The 25,714-nt window shown below is 70.9% G+C and carries 20 protein-coding genes; 16 read left to right on the top strand and 4 right to left on the bottom strand.

The features are described from left to right. Positions 1-132: 132 nt before the first annotated feature. A complete protein-coding gene (locus ABZ876_RS38000; RefSeq protein WP_361790625.1) occupies positions 133-792 on the top strand; it encodes a DUF4190 domain-containing protein in 660 nt (219 codons plus the stop codon). Between the two features lie 79 nt (positions 793-871). Continuing rightward, positions 872-1,345: a DUF4190 domain-containing protein gene (locus ABZ876_RS37995; protein WP_361790622.1), complete on the top strand. Its 474-nt coding sequence runs from the start codon at positions 872-874 to the stop codon at positions 1,343-1,345. 69 nt (positions 1,346-1,414) lie between these two features. On the opposite strand, the gene ABZ876_RS37990 is transcribed toward ABZ876_RS37995, so the two are convergent. After that, on the bottom strand, positions 1,415-1,975 hold the full coding sequence (locus ABZ876_RS37990; RefSeq protein WP_361790619.1) for an NADAR family protein: 561 nt from the start codon (positions 1,973-1,975) through the stop codon (positions 1,415-1,417). A 210-nt stretch (positions 1,976-2,185) separates the two neighbouring features. On the opposite strand from ABZ876_RS37990, the gene ABZ876_RS37985 reads away from it, so the two are divergent. The 6 genes from ABZ876_RS37985 to ABZ876_RS37960 are packed head-to-tail and all read left to right on the top strand — an operon-like array spanning position 2,186 to position 9,379. Further along, complete coding sequence (locus ABZ876_RS37985) at positions 2,186-3,739, top strand: gamma-aminobutyraldehyde dehydrogenase (RefSeq protein WP_361790616.1); 1,554 nt, start codon at positions 2,186-2,188, stop codon at positions 3,737-3,739. 50 nt (positions 3,740-3,789) lie between these two features. Continuing rightward, entirely contained in the window at positions 3,790-5,037 is a 1,248-nt protein-coding gene (locus ABZ876_RS37980; protein WP_361790613.1) for a spermidine/putrescine ABC transporter substrate-binding protein, read from the top strand. Positions 5,038-5,042: 5 nt separating this feature from the next. Next, positions 5,043-6,194: an ABC transporter ATP-binding protein gene (locus ABZ876_RS37975; RefSeq protein ID WP_361790610.1), complete on the top strand. Its 1,152-nt coding sequence runs from the start codon at positions 5,043-5,045 to the stop codon at positions 6,192-6,194. Beyond that, positions 6,194-7,123, top strand: coding sequence for an ABC transporter permease (locus ABZ876_RS37970; protein ID WP_361790607.1), 930 nt, complete (start codon positions 6,194-6,196; stop codon positions 7,121-7,123). Before ABZ876_RS37975 ends, ABZ876_RS37970 begins: the two co-directional genes overlap by 1 nt. Then, a complete protein-coding gene (locus ABZ876_RS37965) occupies positions 7,124-7,924 on the top strand; it encodes an ABC transporter permease (protein WP_361790604.1) in 801 nt (266 codons plus the stop codon). It begins immediately after the preceding gene. Positions 7,925-7,960: 36 nt separating this feature from the next. After that, positions 7,961-9,379 (top strand): FAD-dependent oxidoreductase, encoded by a 1,419-nt coding sequence (locus ABZ876_RS37960; protein WP_361790601.1) that lies wholly within the window; start codon positions 7,961-7,963, stop codon positions 9,377-9,379. Positions 9,380-9,446: 67 nt separating this feature from the next. Here the strand turns inward: ABZ876_RS37960 and ABZ876_RS37955 are convergent, their stop codons facing one another. Next, positions 9,447-10,178 carry a phosphatase PAP2 family protein gene (locus ABZ876_RS37955; RefSeq protein ID WP_361790598.1) on the bottom strand — a complete coding sequence of 244 codons (732 nt, stop codon included), beginning with the start codon at positions 10,176-10,178 and terminating at the stop codon, positions 9,447-9,449. Positions 10,179-10,570: 392 nt separating this feature from the next. Then, positions 10,571-11,905, bottom strand: a complete 1,335-nt coding sequence (gene gabT, locus ABZ876_RS37950) for a 4-aminobutyrate--2-oxoglutarate transaminase (protein WP_361790595.1) — start codon at positions 11,903-11,905, stop codon at positions 10,571-10,573. Between the two features lie 305 nt (positions 11,906-12,210). Between gabT and ABZ876_RS37945 the strand changes: the two genes are divergently transcribed. The 3 genes from ABZ876_RS37945 (at position 12,211) to ABZ876_RS37935 (ending at position 17,806) form a co-directional block, all read left to right on the top strand. Continuing rightward, positions 12,211-14,340 (top strand): ATP-binding protein, encoded by a 2,130-nt coding sequence (locus tag ABZ876_RS37945; RefSeq protein WP_361790592.1) that lies wholly within the window; start codon positions 12,211-12,213, stop codon positions 14,338-14,340. A gap of 208 nt (positions 14,341-14,548) precedes the next feature. After that, complete coding sequence (locus ABZ876_RS37940; protein ID WP_361790655.1) at positions 14,549-16,216, top strand: PucR family transcriptional regulator; 1,668 nt, start codon at positions 14,549-14,551, stop codon at positions 16,214-16,216. A gap of 144 nt (positions 16,217-16,360) precedes the next feature. After that, complete coding sequence (locus tag ABZ876_RS37935) at positions 16,361-17,806, top strand: aldehyde dehydrogenase family protein (RefSeq protein WP_361790589.1); 1,446 nt, start codon at positions 16,361-16,363, stop codon at positions 17,804-17,806. 518 nt (positions 17,807-18,324) lie between these two features. Here ABZ876_RS37935 and ABZ876_RS37930 read toward each other — a convergent pair. Beyond that, positions 18,325-19,476, bottom strand: a complete 1,152-nt coding sequence (locus ABZ876_RS37930) for a hypothetical protein (RefSeq protein WP_361790586.1) — start codon at positions 19,474-19,476, stop codon at positions 18,325-18,327. Positions 19,477-20,076: 600 nt separating this feature from the next. On the opposite strand from ABZ876_RS37930, the gene ABZ876_RS37925 reads away from it, so the two are divergent. The 5 genes from ABZ876_RS37925 to ABZ876_RS37905 form a co-directional block, all read left to right on the top strand. After that, positions 20,077-20,532 (top strand): hypothetical protein, encoded by a 456-nt coding sequence (locus ABZ876_RS37925; protein WP_361790583.1) that lies wholly within the window; start codon positions 20,077-20,079, stop codon positions 20,530-20,532. A 169-nt stretch (positions 20,533-20,701) separates the two neighbouring features. Next, positions 20,702-22,648 (top strand): acyl-CoA dehydrogenase family protein, encoded by a 1,947-nt coding sequence (locus tag ABZ876_RS37920; RefSeq protein ID WP_361790580.1) that lies wholly within the window; start codon positions 20,702-20,704, stop codon positions 22,646-22,648. A 142-nt stretch (positions 22,649-22,790) separates the two neighbouring features. Further along, positions 22,791-24,047: a 1-deoxy-D-xylulose-5-phosphate reductoisomerase gene (dxr, locus tag ABZ876_RS37915; protein ID WP_361790577.1), complete on the top strand. Its 1,257-nt coding sequence runs from the start codon at positions 22,791-22,793 to the stop codon at positions 24,045-24,047. After that, positions 24,044-25,348, top strand: coding sequence for a site-2 protease family protein (locus ABZ876_RS37910; RefSeq protein WP_361790574.1), 1,305 nt, complete (start codon positions 24,044-24,046; stop codon positions 25,346-25,348). The genes dxr and ABZ876_RS37910 overlap by 4 nt, the downstream gene beginning before the upstream one ends. Positions 25,349-25,517: 169 nt before the next feature. Continuing rightward, a partial coding sequence (locus tag ABZ876_RS37905) for a flavodoxin-dependent (E)-4-hydroxy-3-methylbut-2-enyl-diphosphate synthase (RefSeq protein WP_359074581.1) occupies positions 25,518-25,714 on the top strand: 197 nt, incomplete at its 3' end.

The raw sequence follows: 25,714 nt of genomic DNA, 5'->3' as shown, positions 1-25,714 counted from the left end.
TAGGCATACGGTCCGGCCCATGTGTCACGGGCCGACCGCGAGGGGCCCGGTCACAGGGGACGGCCATCCCGGGGGCGGCTGGAGCGTCGTCGTGTCCCTGGCCTTAGCATGACGGTCCGAGGAACTAGGGGGATGGCCGTGGCGGACGAAGCACACCGGGGACCGTACGACGCAGCGGGTGCGGACGACCCGTGGGCGCCGCCGGAGCGCAAGGTGTCGATGGACAAGCCCCCCGCGCCGCCGCGTCCCGGCGGCCCCTGGCAGGCGGGCGCCGCCCCCGGCCCGCAGGCGGGCGCCGCCCCCGGTCCCGGTCCCGGTCAGGCGGGCTTCCCCGTACCGCCGCCGCCGATGGCGCCCGCGGATCCCACGGCGGCCGCCTACGCCACCCCGGCCGGCTACGGCCACCCCGTGCCCCCGGGCTACGCCGGCTACGGCTGGCCGGGGATACCGGCGCCCCCGCGCAACGGACTCGGGATCGCCGCCATGGTGCTCGGCATCCTCGCGGTGTGCCTCTTCTGCCTGTACGGCGTGGTCTCCCTGGTCCTCGGCATCCTCGCGGTGATCTTCGGGATCAAGGGCCGCAAGCGAGCGGACGCGGGGGAGGCCGACAACCGCGGCCAGGCCCTCGCGGGCTTCATCCTCGGCATCGTCGGGATCGTCCTCGGGGTGGCCGTGATCGTGCTGATGGTCATCGGGATCACGATGGCGATCAACCACCCCCCGCGCCCCGAGGACCCCTACATCGGAAACAACGCGCTCAGCGTCTCGGCACCCGTCCTCTTCCACCGCTGACCCCGGCCCCTCCCGACCGGCACCCGCGGGGCGCAGGGCCACTACGATGCCTTGAGCGTCAACGGAGGGGAGACCAGTCATGTCCGACGCCAGTCCGGGGGCCGGTGGGTTCGGGCCGCCGCAACCGCCACAACCGCCGCCGCAACCGCCGCAGCCGACGCCCGGCTACGGCTACCCGCAGTCCGGCCCGGGGTACGGCTACCCGCAGCCGGGACCGTCCTACCCGGCCGCGCCGCCCGTGGGGTACCCGGCGGGGCCCGGTTACGGCATGCCCGCGCAGCCGAGCAACGGCATGGGCACCACGGGTCTGGTGCTGGGCATCATCGGCCTGGTGTGCAGCCTGACCTTCTTCCTGTGGTTCTTCGGGGTCATCCTCGGCATCCTCGCCATCATCTTCGGCGCGATCGGCAGGGGGAAGGCCAACCGCGGCGAGGCCACCAACAAGGGCGCTGCGACCGCCGGCCTGGTCTGCGGAATCGTGGCGACGGTGGTGCTGCCGCTGCTGGGCTTCGCGCTGTTCGCCAGCGTCCTTGGGAGCGCCGGCACCTTTTGAGTGGGGGCGGAGTCGCAGAAGGGGCCGGCCCGGCGGGGCGGCCCCTTTCTCATTCACGGCTGTGCCCGGTCACGCCCGCGCCCGCAGCCGCTCCCGCGCCTCCATCAGCGCGAATCCCAGCAGATTCGGCCCCCGCCAGCGCCCCGGATCCGCTGCGGCCTCGTCGTCGGCGGCGAGCCCGATGCCCCACACCCGGTCCACCGGGCTCGCCTCGACGAGCACCCGGTCGCCCGTGGCGAGCAGGAACGCTTTGAGATCGGCGTGCGCCGCGAACTTGTGGACGCTGCCCTCGACCACGATCGCGAACCGCTCCCGCTCCCATATCGCCTCGTCGAAGCCGCGCACCAGCCGGCCCGCCTTCTTGGCGAGCGCCGGGTTCGGCGCCCGCAGAGCCGTGCGCTCCGCGTCGGCGTCGCCGAAGAGACGTGCCTTCGACGCCATCATCCAGTGCTCCGCCGTCGCGTACTCCACGCCGTCCACGGCGAACGGCGACGGCCACCACTGGCTCAGACAGCTCGGCCCGATCTGTCCGTCCCGGCGTGGACGGTGGCCCCAGAAATGCAGGTACCTGACCCTCGCCCCCGTGCGGACCGCCCTGACCAGGGCTTCCCGAGAATCGTTCTTCTCCATGCCACCCGAGTGTGGCACGCACCACTGACACTCCGTCCTGCCTTTTCGACGAGCACTCGACACCTGGTCGACAGATTCCGTCGCGTAACCAAAAGGCAACAACGGAATCACTTGTTGGAGTCCACTCCCTCTGTCAGGATCGGCACTCAAATCGAGCCGGAGCTACGCCAGCCCCCGCGCGTACGCGGGCCGGCGGCGGAGGAGAGCGACATGCACAACCCGGGCAACGCCGACGGCGCCGACACCCGCCGCAGCGCGCGGGAGGACGTACGGGCACGTTTCGCGGACGGTGCTCAATACATCGCGGGCCGACCGGCCAAGGGCACTTCGGGCCGTACGTACGCGGTGGTCGACCCGTCGACGGGCGACGAGGTGTACACGTACGAACTGGCCGGTGCCGAGGACGTCGACCGCGCCGTGGCCGCCGCGCGCGCCGCCTTCCCCGAGTGGTCCGGCGCGACTCCGGGCGAGCGCTCCGACGCGCTGCACCGCTTCGCCGCCGTACTCGCCGACCAGGCCGAGGATTTCGCCCGCTTCGAGTCCCTCCAGTGCGGCAAGCCCCTGAAGCTGACCCGTGAGTTCGACGTGCCGGGCACCGTCGACAACACCGCGTTCTTCGCCGGTGCCGCCCGGCACCTCCAGGGGCAGTCGGCCGGTGAGTACTCCGGCGACCACACCTCCTACGTCCGTCGCGAGGCCATCGGTGTCGTCGGCTCCATCGCCCCCTGGAACTACCCCCTCCAGATGGCCGCCTGGAAGATCCTCCCGGCGATCGCCGCGGGCAACACCATCGTGCTGAAGCCCGCCGAACTGACCCCGTTCACCTCGTTGCTGTTCGCCCGGGCGGCCACGGAGGCCGGGATCCCGGACGGAGTGGTCAACGTCGTCACCGGCACCGGCAAGGAGGCCGGGGAGCATCTCGTCGGCCACCCGGACGTGGCCATGACCTCGTTCACCGGGTCCACCGGCGTCGGCAGGCGGGTCGCCGAGATCGCCACCGCCACCGTCAAGCGGCTCCACCTGGAATTGGGCGGCAAGGCGCCCTTCGTCGTCTTCGACGACGCCGACCTGGAGGCCGCCGTGCACGGCGCCGTCGCGGGCGCGCTCATCAACACCGGCCAGGACTGCACGGCCGCCACGCGCGCGTATGTGCAAAGGCCCCTCTACGAGGAGTTCGTCTCCCGGACGGCCGCCCTCATGGAGAGCGTCCGGCTCGGCGACCCGTTCGCCCCCGGCACCGACCTCGGCCCGCTGATCTCGCACGTCCAGCGGGACCGGGTGGCCGCCTTCGTGGACCGGGCGCGCTCCTACGCGCGCGTGGTCACCGGCGGCGAAGCACCGGGGGGCGACCTCGCCAAGGGCGCCTACTACCGGCCCACCCTGATCGCCGGCGCCGCGCAGGACAGCGAGGTCGTCCAGTCCGAGATCTTCGGCCCGGTCCTGGTCGTACTGCCCTTCGACTCCGACGACGACGGCATCCGGCTTGCCAACGACACCCCCTACGGCCTCGCCGCCTCCGCCTGGAGCCGGGACGTCTACCGGGCGAACCGCGCCACCCGCGAGATCAGGGCCGGCTGCGTCTGGGTCAACGACCACATCCCGATCATCAGTGAGATGCCCCACGGCGGATACCGGGCGTCCGGCTTCGGCAAGGACATGTCCGCGTACTCGTTCGAGGAGTACACGCAGATCAAGCACGTAATGTTCGACAACACCGCGGTGGCCCGCAAGGACTGGCACCGCACGATCTTCGGGGACCGATAGACCGTACGGCCGTCGACCACGGCCCACCCTCCCGAAAGGGCACCACGCGCATGGAGCAGTACGAGCCCGACCGCCCCTCCCCGGCCCAAGTGGCCGCCATGCGGCGCAGTTTCCGCAACGGCAGGGCTTCCCTCACCCGCCGTTCGCTGCTGCGCGCCTCCGCGGGCGGCGCGCTCGCGGTCGGCGGTCTCGGAGCGCTGAGCGCCTGCGGGATCCCCGCGGCCGGTCAGACCCAGGGCGGCACCGCGGCCCAGGACCACTCGGCCAAGGAGAAGGTCGTCAACTTCTCCAACTGGCCCGAGTACATCGACGTCGACGACAGCGGCAAGCACCACCCGACGCTGGAGACGTTCGCCCGGCGGACCGGCATCCAGGTCAAGTACACCGAGGACATCAACGACAACAACGAGTTCTTCGGCAAGATCAAGCCGCAGCTCGCGGCCGGCCAGGACACCGGCCGGGACATCATCGTCCTCACGGACTGGCTGGCCGCCCGGGTGATCAGGCTGGGCTGGGCGCAGAAGCTGGACCCCTCCAACCTGCCGCACGCCTACGCCAACCTGTCGGCGCAGTTCCGCAGCCCCGACTGGGATCCGGGGCGCGCGTACTCCTACCCCTGGCAGGCCATCTCGACCGTCGTCGCCTTCAACAAGAAGGCGCTGGACGGCATCGAGGTGAAGTCGGTGTCCGACCTGCTCGACAACCCCAGGCTCAAGGGCCGCGTGGGCTTCCTGTCGGAGATGCGCGACAGCATCGGCATGACCCTGCTCGACATGGGCAAGGACCCGGCGAAGTTCACCGACGACGACTTCGACGCGGTGATAGCCCGGATCCAGAAGGCCGTCGACAAGGGCCAGATCCGCCGCTTCACCGGCAACGACTACACCTCCGACCTCACCAAGGGCGACCTGGCCGCCTGTGTGGCCTGGGGCGGTGACATCGTCCAGCTCAAGGCGGACAGCCCGGACGTCGACTTCGTCATCCCGGACAGCGGCTACATGACGTCGACCGACAACATGCTGATCCCCAACAAGGCGCGTCACAAGGCGAACGCCGAGCGGCTGATCGACTTCTACTACGAGCCCGAGCAGGCCGCCGCGCTCGCCGCCTACGTCAACTACGTCAGTCCCGTCGACGGGGTGAAGCCCTATCTGGAGAAGATCGACAAGGGCGCGGCGGACAATCCGCTGATCCTTCCCGACAAGGCCATGGCCGCGAAGTCACACGCCTTCCGCTCGCTGACGCAGAGGGAAGAGACGGCCTACGAAGAGAAGTTCGCGAAGCTCACAGGGGCGTGACGAAGATGACGACAGAAAACAGCGGCGACGTCCGCCTCTCCGGTATCGGCAAGACCTACGGTGCCTTCACGGCCGTACACCCGCTGGACCTGACCGTGCCCCAGGGCTCCTTCTTCGCCCTGCTCGGCGCCTCCGGCTGCGGCAAGACCACCACCCTGCGCATGATCGCCGGCCTGGAGGAGCCCACGACGGGCGCCGTGCGCCTCGGCGAGCAGGACGTGACGCATCTGCCGCCGTACAAGCGGCCGGTGAACACGGTCTTCCAGTCCTACGCCCTCTTCCCGCACCTCGACATCTTCGAGAACGTCGCCTTCGGCCTGCGCCGGCGCGGCATCAAGTCGGTGAAGAAGCAGGTCGAGGAGATGCTCGACCTGGTGCAGCTCGGCGAGCAGGCCCGCAAGAAGCCGCACCAGCTCTCCGGCGGCCAGCAGCAGCGCGTGGCCGTGGCCCGCGCGCTGATCAACCACCCCAGAGTGCTCCTCCTCGACGAGCCCCTCGGCGCCCTGGACCTGAAGCTGCGCCGGCAGATGCAGCTGGAGCTCAAGCGCATCCAGACCGAGGTCGGCATCACCTTCATCCATGTCACGCACGACCAGGAGGAGGCCATGACCATGGCCGACACGGTCGCCGTGATGAACGCGGGCCGCGTCGAACAGCTCGGCTCGCCCACCGACCTCTACGAGAACCCGCAGACCACGTTCGTCGCCAACTTCCTCGGCACCTCCAACCTCATCGAGGCCGAGGTCGACTCCCGGAGCGGCGAGGACATCGTCCTCAGGGCGGGCGGCGGCAAGCTGTCGCTCCCCAGGGCGCGCTGTTCGGCGCCGACGACGACGGGCGGCAAGGTGCTGGTCGGTGTCCGCCCGGAGAAGATATCCCTCACCCACGCCGACGACGCGGGCGAGATCCCCGACGGCCGCAATCGCATCACCGGCAGGATCGTCGACTCCAGTTTCATCGGGGTCTCCACGCAGTACGTCATCGAGAGCCCCGTCTGCCCCGAGTTCGAGGTCTACGCCCAGAACATCGACCGCGACGTCCGTCTCGTGCCGGGCGCCGAGGTGGTCCTGCACTGGAATCCGGCCCACACCTTCGGCCTGGACGCGGCCCAGGACATCGACGCGGGTGTGGAGAGTGTCGAGGAGGACGCCGCCTGATGAGCGCTGTCACCGAGGCGCCCCCACCGCTTGCGCCCACCACCCCCGCGAAGAAGCCCCCGCGCAGACGGGGCCGCCTCACGCCGTACTGGCTGCTGCTGCCCGGCATCCTCTGGCTGGTCGTCTTCTTCGCGCTGCCGATGATCTACCAGGCGTCCACGTCCGTGCAGACGGGTTCCCTGGAGCATGGTTACAAGGTCACCTGGCACTTCGCCACCTACTGGGACGCGCTCGGCGAGTACTGGCCGCAGTTCGTCCGTTCGGTCCTCTACGCGGCCGCCGCGACCCTGCTGTGTCTGCTGCTCGGCTATCCGCTCGCGTACCTCATCGCCTTCCGCGCGGGCCGCTGGCGCAATCTCATCATGGTCCTGGTGATCGCCCCGTTCTTCACCAGCTTCCTGATCCGCACCCTCGCCTGGAAGACGATCCTCGCGGATTCGGGGCCGGTCGTCGGCGCCCTGAACACCCTGCACGTCCTCGACGTCACCAACTGGCTCGGCTGGACCCAGGGCGACCGCGTCCTCGCCACCCCGCTCGCGGTGGTGTGCGGTCTGACGTACAACTTCCTGCCCTTCATGATCCTGCCGTTGTACACCTCCCTGGAGCGCATCGACGGACGTCTCCACGAGGCGGCGGGCGACCTGTACGCCAAGCCCTTCACGACCTTCCGGAAGGTCACCTTCCCGCTCTCGATGCCGGGCGTGGTCTCCGGCACGCTGCTGACCTTCATCCCGGCGGCCGGCGACTACGTGAACGCCGATCTGCTCGGCTCCACGGACACCCGCATGGTCGGAAACGTCATCCAGACGCAGTTCCTGCGGATCCTGGACTATCCGACGGCCGCGGCGCTCTCCTTCATCCTCATGGCCGCGATCCTCATCATGGTCACGCTCTACATTCGCCGGTCCGGGACGGAGGATCTGGTTTAAATGGCCTTCGTACACTGGCTCAAGCGCAATCTCGTCGTCCTCGCGGGACTGCTGACGCTCGGATATCTCCTGCTGCCGAACGTCGTCGTCACGGTGTTCTCCTTCAACAAACCGAAGGGGCGCTTCAACTACGAATGGCAGCGGTTCTCCACGGACGCCTGGAAGGACCCGTGCGGTGTCGCCGACATGTGCGGCTCGCTGTCGGTCAGCCTCCAGATCGCGGTGTGGGCGACGCTCGGCGCCACCGTTCTCGGCACGATGATCTCGTTCGCGCTGGTGCGCTACCGCTTCCGCGCACGCGGCGCCGTCAACTCGCTGATCTTCCTGCCGATGGCCATGCCCGAGGTCGTCATGGCGGCCTCGCTGCTCACCCTCTTCCTCAACATGGGCGCGGAGCTGGGCTTCTGGACGATCCTGATCGCGCACATCATGTTCTGCCTCAGCTTCGTCGTCACCGCGGTCAAGGCGCGCGTGATGTCGATGGACCCGCGCCTGGAGCAGGCGGCCCAGGACCTCTACGCAGGTCCGGCGCAGACCTTCCTGCGGGTCACTCTGCCCATCGCGGCCCCCGGAATCGCCGCGGGCGCGCTGCTCGCCTTCGCGCTCTCCTTCGACGATTTCATCATCACCAATTTCAACGCGGGCTCGACCGTCACCTTCCCCATGTTCGTCTGGGGCTCGGCTCAGCGCGGAACGCCCGTTCAGATCAATGTCATCGGTACGGCCATGTTCATCGTCGCCGTACTGTTCGTCCTGGTCTCCATGGCCATCGGCGATCGCCGCAACCGCCAGAAGGCGTAAAGCGCCCGTGTAATGCACTGGTAGGGAGTTGAAATCATGGCCCCAAGCGCCATGACCCGTTGGACCAAGTCTCTTTCCGAAGCACAGCCGGTCCCGTACTGGCTGGAAGACCCCGGCAAGCCCCACCCCGAGTCCGCCCTCACCGGCACCGAGACCTGCGACCTGCTGGTCGTCGGCGGCGGCTACAGCGGACTGTGGACCGCGCTCATCGCCAAGGAGCGCGACCCGCAGCGCGAGGTGGTGCTGGTGGAGGGCCGCGAGGCGGGCTGGGCCGCCTCCGGCCGCAACGGCGGCTTCTGCGCCGCCTCCCTCACCCACGGCCTGGCCAACGGGCTCGCCCGCTGGCCGGACGAGATCCACAAGCTCGAGGAGCTGGGCGCCCGCAACCTGGACGAGATCGAGAAGGCGGTCGCCCGCCACGACCTCGACTGCGAATTCGAGCGCACCGGCGAGATCGACGTCGCCACCGAGACGTACCAGGCGTCGGAACTGCGTGACTGGTACGACGAGATGGAGCGCCGGGGCCTCGCCGGGGGCACCGAGTTCCTGGACGCGGAGGCGGTACGGGAGCAGGTCGGCTCGCCGACCTTCCTCGCCGGGCTGTACGACCGCCGGGGCGTGGCCATGCTGCATCCGGCCAAGCTCGCCTGGGGCCTCAAGCGCGCCTGCCTCCGGCTGGGCGTGCGGGTCTACGAGCACACGCCCGCGCTCAGCCTGCGGCCGTACGGCGCGGGCATGGCCGTACACACCCCGTACGGGCAGGTCCGTGCGCGCCGGGTCGCCCTCGGCACGAACATCTTCCCCAACCTGGTGCGGCGCGTGCGCTCGTACACCATCCCGGTCTACGACTACGCGCTGATGACCGAGCCGCTCACCGACGAGCAGCTGGCGTCGGTCGGCTGGAGGAACCGCCAGGGACTCGGGGACTCCGCGAACCAGTTCCACTACTTCCGGCTCTCGGCCGACAACCGAATCCTGTGGGGCGGATACGACGCGATCTACCCGTACGGCGGCCGGGTCCGCGCCGAGTACGACGACCGTCCCGAGACGTACGCCAAGCTTGCGGGGCACTTCTTCACCTGCTTCCCGCAGCTGGAGGGCATCCGCTTCACCCACGCGTGGGGCGGCGCGATCGACACCTGCTCGCGCTTCTCGGCGTTCTTCGGGACGGCCCATCACGGCAAGGTGGCCTACGCGGCCGGTTACACGGGGCTCGGTGTCGGTGCCACCCGCTTCGGCGCGGAGGTGATGCTGGACCTGCTGGCGGGGGAGCGCACCGAACGGACCGAGCTGGAGATGGTCCGCAAGAAGCCGCTGCCCTTCCCGCCGGAACCCTTCGCCTGGACGGGCGTCGCACTCACCAAGTGGTCGCTGGCCCGGGCCGACGCCCACGACGGACGGCGCAACCTGTGGCTGAGAACGATGGACCGGCTGGGGCTGGGCTTCGACAGCTGAACCCGGGGCCGGCGGGCGGGCTTACCGCCGGACCCTTCCATATCGGCGCGGGAGCGGGCGCGGAGCGTTAGCGCCCAGATCGGCGACGAAGACGCCCCGGGCCGGTGATGAGGAACCGTCGGCCGGCGCCCGGCAGGAGGCCGAGGAGGAGCCGCAGCGCGCAGAGCAGCACCGCGCACAGGCTCCAACTGCCCACCACGTCCAGGGGCCAGTGGTACCCATGGCGGACCAGGCCGAAGGCGACGCCGAGTTGGAGCGCCGCGCAGACCGCGAGGAGCCCGCGACGGGCGTACTGGGTGGTCAGCCACGGCCACAGCACCAGGGCCGCCGCCCCGTAGGCGAGCGCGGCCGTGGCGGTGTGCCCTGAGGGGTAGAAGCCCGTCGCCGGTCCCATGACCGGCGGGCCCGGACGGGCGATCGCCTCCTTCAGCGGGACGATCAGCGCCGGCAGGACCGCCATGAGGCCGGCCGCGGCGACGGCCGGCAGCCACCACCGGTGCGTCCCCGCGCGCCGGGCACGCAGGGTCGCATACCCGAGGGCGACCGCCAGGACGGGCACGGCGACCGCGATGTTCCCCAGGTCCGCCAGCAGTCCCGAGATGCGGTCCGGACGCACGACGGCCCCGTCGATCCGCTCGTCCACCCGCGCGAGCGGCCCATGGGCCACGACCTGCCAGGTGATCAGGAGAAAGAACAGGCCCGCCGCCGCCATCACGAGGGCCGGCCGCGCCGGAACACGCGGCCCGCCGTCGGACGGGTGCGGCATGCGTGCGGGTTCCTGCGCTTCGGGGATCGGCACGGGCACAGCTTCGCAGGCACGGACCGCCCGGGGTGCGGGCGGGTTCTCGTCGCGAAACGCAGGTCGGCCGCCACGGAACCGGGGGGGTGGTTCCGAGACGGCCGTCCGGATCGGGGTGCCGCCCGCCCCGGGGGGTTTGGGGCGTGCGGCTGTCCGATCGTGAGGAGATCCGGAGCTGGAGGCTCCGGGGTGTGCGCGAGGGCACGACCGGGTCGAAGCTGGGGAGGCCGCGGCCCGGTGCCCGCCCACAGTCCCCTGTGGGCGGGGTGTTTCTCTCATCTCCTGAGAAACCTACGGCAGGAAAATCCGCTCCGACAGCCGGATTCGCGTCCCGCCATCCACCTCCCACACCTTCTTCACACCCTCTGACCGCCGGTGCCCCGGCGGCGCAGTCAGATGCGCGCGAACGCCTGCTCGATGATGTCCAGGCCCTCGTTCAGCAGGTCCTGGCCGATGACGAGCGGCGGCAGGAAGCGCACCACGTTGCCGTAGGTGCCACAGGTCAGGACCAGCAGGCCCTCCTGGTGGCAGGCCTTGGCGAGCGCGGAGGTCGCCTCCGGGTTCGGCTCCTTGGTGGCACGGTCCTTGACCAGCTCGATCGCGACCATCGCGCCGCGGCCGCGGACGTCGCCGATCACGTCGAACTTCTCGGCCATCGCCGTGAGGCGGGCCTTCATGGTCGCCTCGATCTCCTTCGCGCGGGCGTTGAGGTCGAGCTCCTTCATCGTCTCGATCGCGCCGAGCGCACCGGCGCAGGCGACCGGGTTGCCGCCGTAGGTGCCGCCCAGGCCGCCGGCGTGCGCGGCGTCCATGATCTCGGCGCGACCGGTCACGGCGGCCAGGGGCAGACCGCCGGCGATGCCCTTGGCGGTGGTGATCAGGTCCGGGACGATGCCCTCGTCCTCGCAGGCGAACCACTGGCCGGTGCGGCAGAAGCCGGACTGGATCTCGTCGGCGACGAAGACGATGCCGTTGTCCGCCGCGAACCGGCGGATCGCGGGCAGGAAGCCCTTGGCCGGCTCGATGAAGCCACCCTCGCCGAGCACCGGCTCGATGATGATCGCGGCCACGTTGTCCGCGCCGACCTGCTTGGTGATCTGGTCGATGGCCTGCGCGGCGGCCTCCGGGCCCGCGTTCTCCGGGCCGGTCGGCCAGCGGTAGCCGTAGGCCACCGGCACGCGGTAGACCTCCGGCGCGAACGGGCCGAAGCCGTGCTTGTACGGCATGTTCTTGGCCGTCAGCGCCATCGTCAGGTTCGTACGGCCGTGGTAGCCGTGGTCGAATACGACGACCGCCTGGCGCTTGGTGTAGACGCGGGCGATCTTGACGGCGTTCTCGACGGCCTCGGCACCCGAGTTGAACAGCGCGGACTTCTTGGCGTGGTCACCCGGCGTGAGCTCGGCCAGCGCCTCGGCGACGGCCACATAGCCCTCGTAGGGGGTGACCATGAAACAGGTGTGGGTGAAGTCCGCGAGCTGGGCGGAGGCGCGGCGTACGACGGCCTCGGCGGAGGCGCCGACCGAGGTCACGGCGATACCGGAGCCGAAGTCGATCAGACGGTTGCCGTCGACGTCCTCGATGATCCCGCCGCCCGCGCGCGCGGTGAAGACCGGCAGCACGGAGCCCACGCCCTGCGCGACCACGGCGGTACGGCGGGCCTGCAGCTCCTGCGACTTCGGGCCGGGGATGGCGGTGACGACGCGGCGCTCCTGCGGAAGTGCGGTCATGGGGGCTCCCTGATGATCATGCGAACCGAACCGGAGGGTTCCGGTGCACCGGTGGTCCGGTGGGGGTGGGCTCCGGCGGGGGTGCTTTTCGGACGCTTGCCTTCTTTTCTCGCAGGCTAGATGCGGTCGTGGGGGGTGGGCATGCTCCATGTGGGTGTCTTGCGCGCGGCTGCTTGTCCGCGGTGGACATAGCGGAGCGGGACGCTTCACCACGGGCCCGGCGCCGCGTGCGGTGAACTCCCCGTGGGGCGCGTTAGATTGACTCGCTGACGGTGGACGGAGCGGCTGGTCAGGGGGCAACGGCGATGGACAGCGACGGGACGCAGGACGCGCGGGGCACACGGGCCACTCCCGTGCCGCGTCCGGCGGGGCCGCCGGAACGCTCCGCGGTGCCGCCGATGCCCTCGGTAGCGCCGGGGGTGCCCCCGCTGCCGGACGGCAGCGCCTTCCTCACCTGGGTACGAGCGCCGCGCCCCGCGGCGGCACCGGGCGTCTGGCGCTTCGGGCACCGGCCCCGTCCGGACCAGGAGCCCGAGCAGATCCCGGCCCGGCAGCTGCTGAGCGGCGCGCTGATCGCCTTCCTGGTCGGCTGGCTGCTGTGGTCCCTGCTGTCCAACGGCTACCTCGGCGACTGGTGGATCCTGCCCCTGTTCCTGCTGACACCGGACTCCTGGCGCCAGAGCGGCGACCACGGCGACATCTTCAACCTCGTCCTCTGGGACGGCTACGACCTGCTCGTCGTGGTCGGCATCATGCTGGCGGTGGGCCGCCTCGGCCGCTGGGGCGAGGTGTGGCGCCGCTTCCTGGCGCCCCGCCTGAAGCGCCGCGAGCCCGAGCAGGCCCCGCCGGCCCCCGAGGAGGACCCCGCCCAGTGGAACCAGCTGAGGGCCGCGGGCGCCCACGACGCCGCCGACCGGCTCGCCGCCGAGGCGCGCGCCGGGCTCATGCGGGACGTCGACCACGCCCGGATCGCACGCGCCTGGCAGGGCGTGCTGAACGGCCGGCACGGCCTGGCCACGTTCACCGGCACCGTCCTCACCGACGGCGCCGCCGCCTGTCCGCACCCTTCCGGGGAGCGTGACCTGCCCACCCGGCTCGCCCGGCACGACCTGATCGCCGGGCAGGTGCGGCTCGGCACCACGGTCGACGACCCGCGCAACCCCTACGGCTACCGCGGCACCGGCCTCGGCCTCGGCCCCGACCTGCTCGGCACCTCCCTGGTCGCGGTCGGGCCCGCCGGCTCCGGCAAGACCGGATCGGTGGTCCGGCCGCTCGCCGAGTCGCTGTGCCTGCACGCCCTCGCCGGGCGGGCCGCCGTGGTCGTCGTCGGTGCGGCCGGTGCCGGACTCGGCCCGGAGGACGCCTACGACGTCGTCGTCCGCATCGGCCATCCCGAGTCGGAGTTCGACCTGGACCTGTACGGCGGGACCACCGACCCGGACGAGGCGGCGGCCGTGCTCGCCGAGGCCCTCGCGGGCGACCTCGCCGATCCCCGGCCCGGCGGCGACAGCCGCCGCTCCGCCACCGTGCTCGCCCAGCTCCTCGGGCCGTACCGGGCCGTCCACGGCCGCTTCCCCTCGGTGCCCGAGCTGCGGCAGCTCCTCGACGGCACGCCCGGTCCTCTCGCGGCGCTGCGCAAGGCGCTGGTGGACTCCGGGCAGGACTCGCTGCTGCGGGAGCTCGACGCCCGGGAGCGGCAGTCGCGTCACCCCGATGACGTGGGTGGCGTCCTCGCCGACCGGGTCGCACTGCTCGACCGGCCCGCCTTCGCGTCCTTCTTCGACACCTCCGGGCAGTCCCGGCCCTTCTCGCTGCGCGCCCTCGACCACCCGGTGCGGGTCCGCGTCGACCTGCCCGAGCGCGGCCACGCCGACGCCTCGCGCATCCTCGCGCGACTGGTCCTCGCCCAGTTCACGGCGAGCGTCGCGGCGCGCGAGGACCGATCGTTGTTCGCGTGCCTGGTGCTCGACGACGCGACCGGTGTGGTGACCCCGGAAGCCGTGCGCGGCATCCAGCGGCTGCGGTCCGCGCACGCCGGGGCCGTCCTCACCCTGCGCACCCTCGACGACGTGCCCCGGCCGCTGCGCGGGCCGCTGCTCGGCGCCACCGGATGCCGGATGGCGCTGTCCGGACTCACCCCCTGGGACGGGCAGGACTTCGCCGAGGTGTGGGGCAAGGAGTGGATCGAGGCCCGGGACGTCACCGACCGGCAGATCATCGCGGAGACCCCGGCGGGAAAGGCCCTGCACATGCTGCGCCGGGTGATCACCGGCCATGCGCCGACCGCGCGCGCCGTGACCGTCCGCCAGGTCGAGCGTGAACGGTGGTCCGCGTCGGAGCTGGCGCACGCCGTGCCCCCGGGGCACGCGGTGCTGTCCCTGACGAACGTGCAGGGTGAGCACGCGCCCCCGCTCCTGGTGAACCTGCGCGGCTGAGTCCTCGGGCGGGGTGTCCGGAAATCCCGGGCAGGTGGTCCGGTTATATGGGCCCGGCACCACCGTACGGTGAGGCAGAATCGACATATGCCGTTCATACGCGGCGGCCAAAGCACCACCCCGCTCACACCGTCCGCGACCCTTGCGGGTTCCGTGAAGGACCCGGTCACGGATCCCCAGACTCCCGTCCGTGCAGACCGAAGGCCCCATGCCCCCCACGCTCGCCTCGCTCGTCCACCACTCCGCGCTCAAGCTGACCGTGCGCGCGGGCGAGGACCGCCTCGACGTACCCGTCCGCTGGGCGCACGTCAGCGAACTGGCCGACCCCGTGCCCTACATGGAGGGCGGGGAGCTGCTGCTGATCACGGCGCTGAAGCTGGACGCCGAGGACCCGGAGGCCATGCAGCGCTATGTGAAGCGGCTGGTCGGCGCCGGTGTCGTCGGACTCGGGTTCGCCGTCGGCGTCAACTACGACGAGATCCCCGAGGCGCTTGTGGACGCGGCGCGCGAGGAGGGGCTGCCGCTCCTCGAGGTGCCCCGGCGCACGCCCTTCCTCGCCATCAGCAAGGCCGTCTCGGCGGCCATCGCCGCCGACCAGTACCGGGCCGTGACCGCGGGGTTCGCCGCCCAGCGGGAGCTGACCAGACAGGCTCTGAGCGACGGCCCCGAGGGGCTCCTCGCCGCGCTCGCCCAGCAGGTCGACGGCTGGGCCGCGCTCTACGACGCGTCCGGAGCCGTCGTCGCGGCCGCACCCGAGTGGGCGGCCCGGCGGGCCGCACGGCTGACGGCCGAGGTGGAACGGCTGCGGGAGCGGCCCGCGCCGGCGAGTTCCGTGATCGGCGGGCCGAGCGGCGAGGACCGCGTCGAGCTGCACTCCCTGGGGACGGGCCGGCGCCCGCGTGCCGCGCTCGCCGTGGGCACGGCCGCCGCTCTGGGCACCGCCGAGCGGTACGCGGTCCACTCCGCCATCGCCCTGCTGACCCTGACCACCGAGCGGTCCCGGTCGCTGCACGCCGCCGAGCAGCGGATCGGCACGGCCGTGCTGCGCATGCTGCTGGCCGGCGAGCCCGACCACGCCCGGGCGGTGGCCGGGGACCTGTACGGCGACCTGCTGGACGCGCCGTTCCGGCTGATCCTCGCCGAGTCCGCGTCCGCCTCCGCGTCCCGGGCGCACGCCGACGGGCACGCGCGCGTGGCGCCCGTGCCGCCGACCGCTGCGGCGCTCGCAGCGGCCGAGACGGACGGCGATCCGCTGGACGGACTCGCCGAGACCGTGGAGTCCGCCGCCGCGCGCTCCGGGGAGTCCGTGCTGGTCGTGCCCGACGGGGAGCGGCTGGTCGTGCTGGCCGGGGACGGCGGTGCGGCCGTCGCCGCGTGTACGGAGTACGCGCTGGCGGTGCAGGCGGCACGGGCCGCCACGCGTGAGCAGCCGGCCGCCGACGAGGACGAGCTGGTGGTGGGGGTTTCGGCGCCCGCGGGCCCGATCGCCGCCGCGGCCGCGTACAAGCAGGCCGAACAGGCCCTGTCGGTGGCCCGGCGGCGCGGCCGGTCACTGGTCGAGCACGAGGAACTGGCGGCCGGATCGGTCCTGCCGCTGCTCCAGGACGACGCGGTACGCGCCTTCGCGGACGGCCTGCTGCGCGCACTGCGCGAGCACGACGCGACGGGCCGCGGAGACCTGGTGGCCTCGCTCCGGGCCTGGCTGTCACGGCACGGCCAGTGGGACGCGGCCGCGGCCGACCTCGGCGTCCACCGCCACACCCTGCGCTACCGGATGCGACGTGTCGAGGAGATCCTGGGACGCTCGCTGGACGACCCGGACGTGCGGATGGAGCTGTGGCTGGCCCTCAAGGCGACGGCTTCGGCGGGGGAGTGACGAGCGCCCGCCTGCGGCTGTACAACCCGTACTACCCCCGTCCCGCACTGCTACTTGCCGGACAAACGACCCTGCGCCGCCCCGGCCCTACCGTGGACCACGCAGTTCAAGGAACACCAACCTCCGAAGGGCCGGGACCCGAACATGACCTCCACCCACGCCTTCTGGCTCGCCGGCCGCCAGGCCACCGGTGAGACCACCTTCGACGTCACCAACCCGTGGGACGGCCGGCTGGTCGCCAAGGTCAGCGTCCCGACCGAGGCCCAGGTCGAGGAGGCCGTGGCCGCCGCGTACGCCGTGCGGGAGGAGTTCGCCGCGACCCCGGCCCACGTCCGCGCCGCCGCCCTGGACCACGTCTCCAAGCGGCTGGCCGAGCGCAGCGAGGAGATCGCGCAGCTGATCTCCGCCGAGAACGGCAAGCCGATCAAGTGGGCCCGGGGCGAGGTCGGCCGTGCCCTCTCCGTCTTCCGCTTCGCGGCAGAGGAGGCCCGCCGCTTCAACGGCGGCGAGGCCCAGCGCCTGGACACCGACGCGGGCGGCCAGGGCCGCCTCGCGCTGACCCGCCGCTTCCCCAAGGGCGTCGTGCTCGGCATCGCGCCGTTCAACTTCCCGCTGAACCTGTGCGCGCACAAGGTCGCCCCCGCGATCGCCGCCGGCGCCCCGATCATCCTCAAGCCGGCCCCCGCCACCCCGCTGTCCGGCCTGATCCTCGGCGACCTGCTCGCCGAGACCGGCCTGCCCGCCGGTTCCTGGTCGATCCTCCCGGTCACCAACGACCGGATGCCCGCCCTGGTCCAGGACGAGCGCCTGCCGGTCATCTCCTTCACGGGCTCCGAGAAGGTCGGCTACGCGATCATGGACTCGGTGCCGCGCAAGCACTGCACCCTGGAGCTGGGCGGCAACGGCGCGGCCGTCGTCCTCGCCGACTTCGCGAGCGACGAGGATCTGGACTGGGCCGCGAACCGCATCGCCACCTTCTCCAACTACCAGGGCGGCCAGTCCTGCATCTCCGTGCAGCGCGTGATCGCCGACGCCTCCGTCTACGACCGGCTGCTGCCGCGTATCGTCGCCGCCGTCGAGGCCCAGGTCACCGGCGACCCCTCCGACGACGCAACGGACGTCGGCCCGCTGGTCAGCGAGGACGCGGCCAAGCGCGTGGAGTCGTGGGTCGACGAGGCCGTGGGGGCGGGCGCGAAGCTGCTGACCGGCGGCAAGCGGGACGGCGCCACGTACGCGCCGACCGTCCTGACCGACGTGCCGGCCGAGGTGACCCTCTCCTGCGAGGAGGTCTTCGGACCCGTCCTCACCGTGCAGAGGGTGGACGGCGAGGCCGAGGCGTTCGCCGCCGTCAACGCCTCCAAGTACGGCCTCCAGGCGGGCGTGTTCACGCACGACCTCCAGGTCGCCTTCCGCGCCCACCGGGCCCTGGAGGTCGGCGGCGTCGTCATCGGCGACGTGCCGTCCTACCGCGCCGACCAGATGCCGTACGGCGGCGCCAAGCTGTCCGGTGTCGGACGCGAGGGCGTGAAGTACGCGATGGACGACTACACCTACGAGCGTGTCCTGGTCCTGACGGGCCTGGCCCTCTGACCCACCCGCCACGCCGACGGCCGGAGCCCGCTGTGCGGGGGCTCCGGCCGTTTCTGCCGCTACTGTCCGCCTACGGCGAGCGTCGTCGAGCGGAAAAACACGGCCGGCGAGATCACCAGCTATCAGGTGAAGTGGAGAGTCGGCGGCTGCGGAGACTGGCAGACTGAACGATTCGATGACGACACGTCAGCGGAGGCCTTCAACGAGTTCCGGCACCTGACTCGGTCGCCACCGTCCACCGCTTCCTCGCCGAGGAAGCCGACAACACCGCGTGAGACCGGATGCCCGCCAGGTCTTCAAGATCAGCTCGTCGCGCCTTTGACGCGTATCCGGGTGGCACCCCCGTATGCAAAGGCGGTCCCCGGAAAGTCCCGATCAACACTTTCGCATCTCTCAGAAATCGCCGGGGACCTGGCCGGTGCCCGACAGGTGTTCCGTGAAGGAACCCTGTCGCGGTTGACCGGTCCTATTTGCCACGATTGCTCCGATTTGCGGCATAGTCAAGAGGGTCAGCCCCATCACTGGGCGGAGGTCGGTTGCGGGGGGAGTTCGAACCGCAGCAGGGCCCCGGCCCGCTGCGTGCGCAGTTCCGTCTCCGCGTCCACGTGCCGCACCTCGCCCCCGTCGTCGATGACGGCCCCGGCCAGTTCATCGATCAGGTCGGGCACCTCGCGCAGCGGCTCCCCGCAGAGCGGGCAGGTTTTCCCCGAGCGCGTCAGCAGCCCGTCCCGGTCGCAGACGAAGCCCGGTACGACGGCCTGCTCGTCAACCGCCAGTGTCCGGATCGCGGCCAGGGACGCCGCCCACAGGGTCTCGTCGAGCCCGACGGCGGCAGGTCTGCCGGCCGCCTTGGCCTCGAGGATCTCGCCGACCAGCCGCCGCTGCTCCTCCGCGGCGTGGTCGGTGACGAGCTCCCGCACCTTCTGCCGGATGTCCTCGGGCGTCGCGGTCTCCCGGTCGAGGGTGAAGGTCCCGACGAGGCGGTCCGTCAGCTCACCCGGCAGGAAGTCGACGAAGACCGACACCTCGGGCGCCTGACCGCCGACGGCGAGCAGGTCATAACCCCCGCTCGCAAACAGTTGCTTGAGCTCGCCGGCCAGCCGCCGGTAGTGCTTCTTGCTCAGCTCGTCCGCCTTGTTGCGGACGCGGTACTCGGCGTACTCGTCGGAGTAGGCGTGTTTGCGCAGCACCCGGTCACGGATCACCTCGAGCTCGCGGACCTCGTCGAGGTAGTACTCCCAGACCTGGCCCACGCTCTTGTCGACGAGGACGGCGCAGGTGCGGTAGAACTCGTCGAGCACACCCAGGAGGGGCCGGACATAGGGATCGGCGTCCACCACGATGTTCTCGCGCGTCCTGCGGGGCAGCCACACCTGTTCGTAGATGTCGTGGCCGGCGCAGGAGAAGACCGCGACGGCTCCCGGCCGGAGGGGCTCCTCACTCAGTGTCTTCTCGATCCTCGCGATGTCCTCGCGGAGCGAGAGCCGCACGGCGTGCTCGGCCGAAGCGTCCTCCGCGAGCGGCTGGATGCGGTTCAGCAGGCTCGATACGCGGCTGTCGAATTCTCGGCGGTCGGGCCTGCCGGGGTTCACCGGGACATACAGGGACACCAATGGCAGTCCGTTGCCTCTCAGCCGCAGGATTCGCTCGATCTGCTCTTGCGTGATCATCGCCGCTCCTCGCCGCTCCATGAGCCTCGTCGCCCGATGGGCCTCGCCCCTCGTTCCAGCTAACGAGGTGGGCGGGGCGGCGGCAACCGCAGCGCGACGGCCGTGGGCGGACCCCGGGAAGCACGCCCCCCGACGGCGACCGAAAGCGTCCCCGTGGCGATCAGTGCGTCGCGGTGGCATGGTCATGAGGCGGAGCGGCGCGTCACGCACGCGGGGGCCATATGGCCTGAACGGCTCGTACGGCGGGGCATCAGCTCCGATGGTGATTGGACGAGAGTGGTTCCCGGCCAATCCGGTCCCCCTGTTCAAGACCGGGGTGCGCTACGGGGAACTTGCAGGTCGAGCCGGTCACGCAGTCGTGTTCCGGTGCCGTGTTCCCACGGGAACACGGAGCCGCCCTCGATCGGGCGTCGGGTGGGCTGAGACGGGCCCGTTCGGGCCGAGGCGGGAAGCGGAAGCGCAGGTCACAGGGAAATGCGAGGTCAGGCAAGGTGGGCCAGTCCCACTGTGCGGGGGCTCCGGCCGTCGGTGTACGTGCGGGCGCCCGCGCCGGCAGCCGGGTGACGGAACCAGTGGTCCGCGGACGATGTCTCGGCAAGCGTGACGGCTTTCCTCTTCATGGTCCTGACATTCGCGCCGTTCGTGACGCCGCTCGTGGTCCTGGGCGCCGCCGCGGCGCTCGCTGTGCGGGCGCGTCGCCGGAAGCCGGGCAGCGGGTGGCACCTGCCGGACGTCAGGTCGTGTGCGCTGGTGACGGTCATGGCCGGCGCGGCCGCCCTCGGCGCGTACGCGTACGGCGTGATGTCCGGTTTCTACATCCTGGACCCGGACCAGATGTGTGCGGCTGCCGGCGCGGCCGGCGATCGCGTCGTGACGCGGATGACGCTGCCGGTAAGCGCGCAGTGTGTCACACCGGAGGGCGAGGGTACCGAGCTGGTGCCGAGCTGGGTGAACCCGGTTGTCTTCGCCGGTCTGGCCGCCTGTGTGCTCGCCGTCGGGGCGGGACTCTCCTCGGGAATCCGTCAGCACGCCGACCGGCGGCACCGGCCGACTTGACACCAAGGCGTACGCGGTGGACGCCGGCCGAGGAGGTTTCTCGGGCATGCTGCTGCGCGAGGACTGGTGACCTCCCCCGGATTGGGGTACCAACGATCGAGTAGCACCGGTCAGTAACGTAGGCCCGGGCTGCGACCCACAAGCCCCGATTCGCGGCGAGGTGAGCCTCATGTCCGCACCAACAGCTCCCACACCCAAGCCCACCGTCACCGAGCGTGAAGCCCGCCAGGTCGCGGAGGCCGCGCGCGAGCAGGACTGGCGCAAGCCCAGCTTCGCCAAGGAACTCTTCCTCGGCCGTCTCCGGCTGGACCTGATCCACCCCCACCCGCTGCCCGCCGAGGAGGACGTACAGCGCGGCGAGGAGTTCCTCGCCAAGCTGCGCGACTTCTGCGAGACACAGGTCGACTCCGCCCGTATCGAGCGTGAGGCGCGCATCCCCGACGAGACGATCAACGGGCTCAAGGAGCTCGGCGCCCTCGGCATGAAGATCGATACGAAGTACGGCGGTCTCGGCCTCACCCAGGTGTACTACAACAAGGCACTCGCCATGGCCGGCACCGCGAGCGCCGCGATCGGCGCGCTGCTGTCCGCGCATCAGTCGATCGGAGTACCGCAGCCGCTGAAACTGTTCGGCACCCAGGAGCAGAAGGAGACGTTCCTGCCGCGCTGCGCCCGTACCGACATCTCGGCTTTCCTGCTCACCGAGCCGGACGTCGGCTCGGACCCGGCCCGCCTGGCCACCACGGCCGTGCCCGACGGCGACGACTACGTCCTCGACGGGGTGAAGCTGTGGACCACCAACGGCGTGGTCGCCGACCTGCTCGTCGTCATGGCGCGGGTGCCGAAGTCCGAGGGCCACAAGGGCGGTATCACGGCGTTCGTCGTGGAGGCCGCGTCCGAGGGCGTCACCGTCGAGAACCGCAACGCGTTCATGGGCCTGCGCGGCCTGGAGAACGGCGTCACCCGCTTCCACCAGGTCCGGGTCCCGGCCGCCAACCGCATCGGCCCGGAGGGTGCCGGCCTGAAGATCGCGCTGACCACGCTGAACACCGGCCGTCTGTCGCTGCCCGCGATGTGCGTCGGCGCGGGCAAGTGGTGCCTGAAGATCGCCCGCGAGTGGTCGGGAACCCGGGAGCAGTGGGGTAAGCCGGTCGCCCTGCACGAGGCGGTGGGCGCGAAGATCTCGTTCATCGCGGCGACCACCTTCGCCCTGGAGGCCGTGGTTGACCTGTCGTCGCAGATGGCCGACGAGAACCGCAACGACATCCGCATCGAGGCCGCCCTCGCCAAGCTCTACGGCTCGGAGATGGCCTGGCTGATGGCCGACGAACTGGTCCAGATCCGCGGCGGGCGGGGCTTCGAGACCGCGGAGTCCCTGATGGCCCGCGGCGAGCGGGGGGTCCCCGCCGAGCAGATGCTGCGCGACCTGCGCATCAACCGCATCTTCGAGGGCTCCACGGAGATCATGCACCTGCTGATCGCGCGTGAGGCGGTGGACGCCCACCTGTCCGTGGCCGGTGACCTGATCGACCCGGACAAGTCCCTGGCCGACAAGGCCAGGGCAGGCGCGAACGCCGGCGTCTTCTACGCCAAGTGGCTGCCGAAGCTGCTCGCCGGACAGGGGCAGATCCCTGGGGCCTACGGCGAGTTCCACCAGGAGGTCGACCTCTCCGGGCATCTGCGGTTCGTCGAGCGCAGCGCCCGCAAGCTCGCCCGGTCCACCTTCTACGCGATGTCCCGCTGGCAGGGCCGTATGGAGACCAAGCAGGGCTTCCTCGGCCGGATAGTGGACATCGGCGCCGAGCTGTTCGCGATGAGCGCGGCCTGTGTACGCGCCGAGCACCTGCGCAGGAGCGGGCAGCACGGGCGTGAGGCGTACCAGCTCGCCGACGTCTTCTGCCGGCAGTCCCGCATCCGGGTCGACGAACTGTTCGGCCGGCTGTGGAGCAACACCGACGACATCGACCGGAAGGTGGTCAAGGGCGTCCTGACCGGTACCTACGCATGGCTGGAGCAGGGGACCGTGGACCCGTCCGGCGACGGCCCCTGGATCGCGGACGCCCGTCCGGGTGAAACCACCCGCGAGGACGTGCGCAGGAAGATCCCGAAGAGCTGATCCCGCACGGCGCCCGCGGCCGTCCCGGCGGTGCCCGCCGCCGGGCCGCCGCGGGCGCCGTCCCCCGGCCGTCCCGGGCCCTTGGCCCACCCTCGGGGGACACCCTGTCCTCCCGGGTGCGCGGTACCGCAACAATGGAGGGATGAGCGACAGTCCAGCCCCTCTTGCCGACCCCCATCTCGTCTTCGACCCCGTGGACGGAGTACGGGACGTCGTGATCCTCGGCTCCACCGGCTCGATCGGCACCCAGGCCATCGACCTCGTGCTGCGCAACCCCGACCGGTTCAAGGTCACCGGGCTCTTGGCCAACGGCGGCCGGGTCGGACTGCTCGCCGAGCAGGCCCGCCGGCTGCGTGTGAGCACGGTCGCGGTCGCCCGCGAGGACGTCGTACCGGCCCTTCGGGAGGCCCTGAGCGCCCAGTACGGGCCCGGAGAGCCGCTTCCCGAGATCCTCGCCGGACCCGGCGCGGCCACGCACCTCGCCGCTTCCGACTGCCACACCGTCCTGAACGGCATCACCGGTTCCATCGGCCTCGCACCCACCCTCGCCGCCCTGGAGGCGGGCCGCACCCTCGCGCTCGCCAACAAGGAGTCGCTCATCGTCGGCGGCCCGCTGGTGAAGGCCCTGGCCAAGCCCGGACAGATCATCCCGGTCGACTCCGAGCACGCCGCGCTGTTCCAGGCCCTCGCCTGCGGCACCCGTGCGGACGTGCGCAAACTCGTGGTCACCGCCTCCGGCGGCCCGTTCCGCGGCCGGACCAGGGCAGAGCTGGCGCACGTCACCCCCGAGGACGCGCTCGCCCACCCCACCTGGGCCATGGGCCCGGTGATCACGATCAACTCGGCGACCCTGGTGAACAAGGGCCTCGAAGTGATCGAAGCCCATCTGCTGTACGACATTCCCTTCGACCGCATTGAGGTCGTCGTGCATCCCCAGTCGTATGTCCATTCGATGGTGGAGTTCACGGATGGATCGACACTGGCCCAGGCGACGCCCCCCGACATGCGGGGGCCGATCGCCATCGGACTCGGCTGGCCCGAGCGAGTGCCCGACGCGGCGCCCGCCTTCGACTGGAGCACGGCCTCGACCTGGGAGTTCTTCCCGCTGGACAACGAGGCGTTCCCGTCGGTCGGACTCGCCCGGCACGTGGGAGAGCTCGCGGGCACGGCCCCGGCGGTGTTCAATGCGGCCAATGAGGAGTGCGTCGACGCGTTCCTGAACGGCACGCTGCCTTATCTCGGGATCATGGAGACGGTGACGAGGGTCGTGGAGGAGCATGGCACCCCCCGTACGGGAACTTCCCTCACCGTCGCGGACGTCCTTGAAGCGGAGACCTGGGCGCGCGCCCGGGCCAGGGAACTGACGGCGCAGACGGCAATCGCGGAGGCTCGTGCATGACGACCCTGATGATGATCCTCGGCATAGTCGTCTTCGTGCTCGGCCTGCTGATCTCGATCGCCTGGCACGAGCTGGGGCATCTGTCGACCGCCAAGCTCTTCGGCATCCGCGTGCCGCAGTACATGGTGGGTTTCGGCCCGACCGTCTGGTCGCGGAAGAAGGGCGAGACCGAGTACGGCATCAAGGCCATCCCGCTCGGCGGCTACATCCGCATGATCGGTATGTTCCCGCCGGGGCCGGACGGCCGGATCGAGGCCCGTTCCACCTCGCCGTGGCGCGGAATGATCGAGGACGCCCGGGCGCAGTCCTTCGAGGAGCTTCAGCCCGGTGACGAGGACCGTCTCTTCTACACGCGCAAGCCGTGGAAGCGGGTCATCGTCATGTTCGCGGGCCCCTTCATGAACCTGGTGCTAGCCGTCGCGGTCTTCCTCGGCGTGATGATGACCTTCGGCGTCCAGACCCAGACCACCACGGTCTCCAAGGTCTCCGACTGCGTCATCCAGCAGAGCGAGAACCGCACGAAGTGCGCGAAGAACGACCCGGCCACGCCCGCCCAGGCCGCCGGGCTCAAGCCGGGCGACAAGATCGTCGCCTTCGACGGCAGGCAGGTGAAGGACTGGTCCGCCCTCCAGTCCGACATTCGCGCCAACCCCGGCAAGGACGTCACGATCACCGTCGAGCGCAAGGGCCGGCAGCTCGACCTGCACACCCACCTGATCAAGAACCAGGTGAGCAAGACGGACGGCAACGGCGGCTATGTCGAGGGCAAGTACGTCTACGCCGGCTTCCTCGGCTTCACACCCGCCACCGGCATCGTCCCGCAGTCCCTCGACCAGTCCGTGCAGCGCATGGGCGACATGATGCAGAACGGCGTCGAGTCGCTTGTCTCCCTGCCGGGCAAGATCCCCGCGCTGTGGGACGCGACCTTCGGTGACGCCCCGCGCCAGCCGGACTCCCCGATGGGCGTGGTCGGCGCGGCCCGCGTCGGCGGTGAGGTGTTCACGCTGGACATCCCGCCGTCCCAGCAGATCGCGATGATGCTGCTGCTCGTCGCGGGCTTCAACCTGTCCCTGTTCCTGTTCAACATGCTTCCGCTGCTCCCGCTGGATGGCGGGCACATCGCGGGCGCCCTGTGGGAGTCGCTGCGCCGGGCCGTGGCCAAGGTGCTGCGCCGCCCCGACCCGGGCCCGTTCGATGTGGCGAAGCTGATGCCGGTGGCGTACGTGGTGGCCGGGATCTTCATCTGCTTCACCTTGCTCGTCCTGGTCGCGGACGTGGTTAACCCGGTGAAAATCTCCTAGCCATACGGTGTTGGCGGCGGCCGGGGAGCATGTCCTCCCCGGCCGCCGCCCTTTGGGTGGGTTTACGGACGGTGATGTGCTGGCGTGCACGCACGTGGCGTAATCTCGGGGCTTGGAGCCCGCCGATCCGGGACCGGACCTTGATCCACACTTTGGGGTTGCACAGCAGATGACTGCGATTTCACTCGGCATGCCGTCCGTTCCGACCAAGCTCGCCGAGCGCCGGAAGAGCCGGCAGATCCAGGTCGGATCCGTGGCGGTGGGCGGAGACGCCCCGGTGTCGGTGCAGTCGATGACGACGACGCGTACGTCGGACATCGGTGCCACGTTGCAGCAGATCGCGGAGCTGACGGCGTCGGGCTGCCA

This window comes from Streptomyces sp. NPDC046931 (assembly GCF_040644655.1).
Lineage (GTDB): Bacteria > Actinomycetota > Actinomycetes > Streptomycetales > Streptomycetaceae > Streptomyces.
The sequence above is the reverse complement of the archived record's forward strand: the minus strand, read 5'-3'. Positions and strand labels throughout refer to the sequence as shown.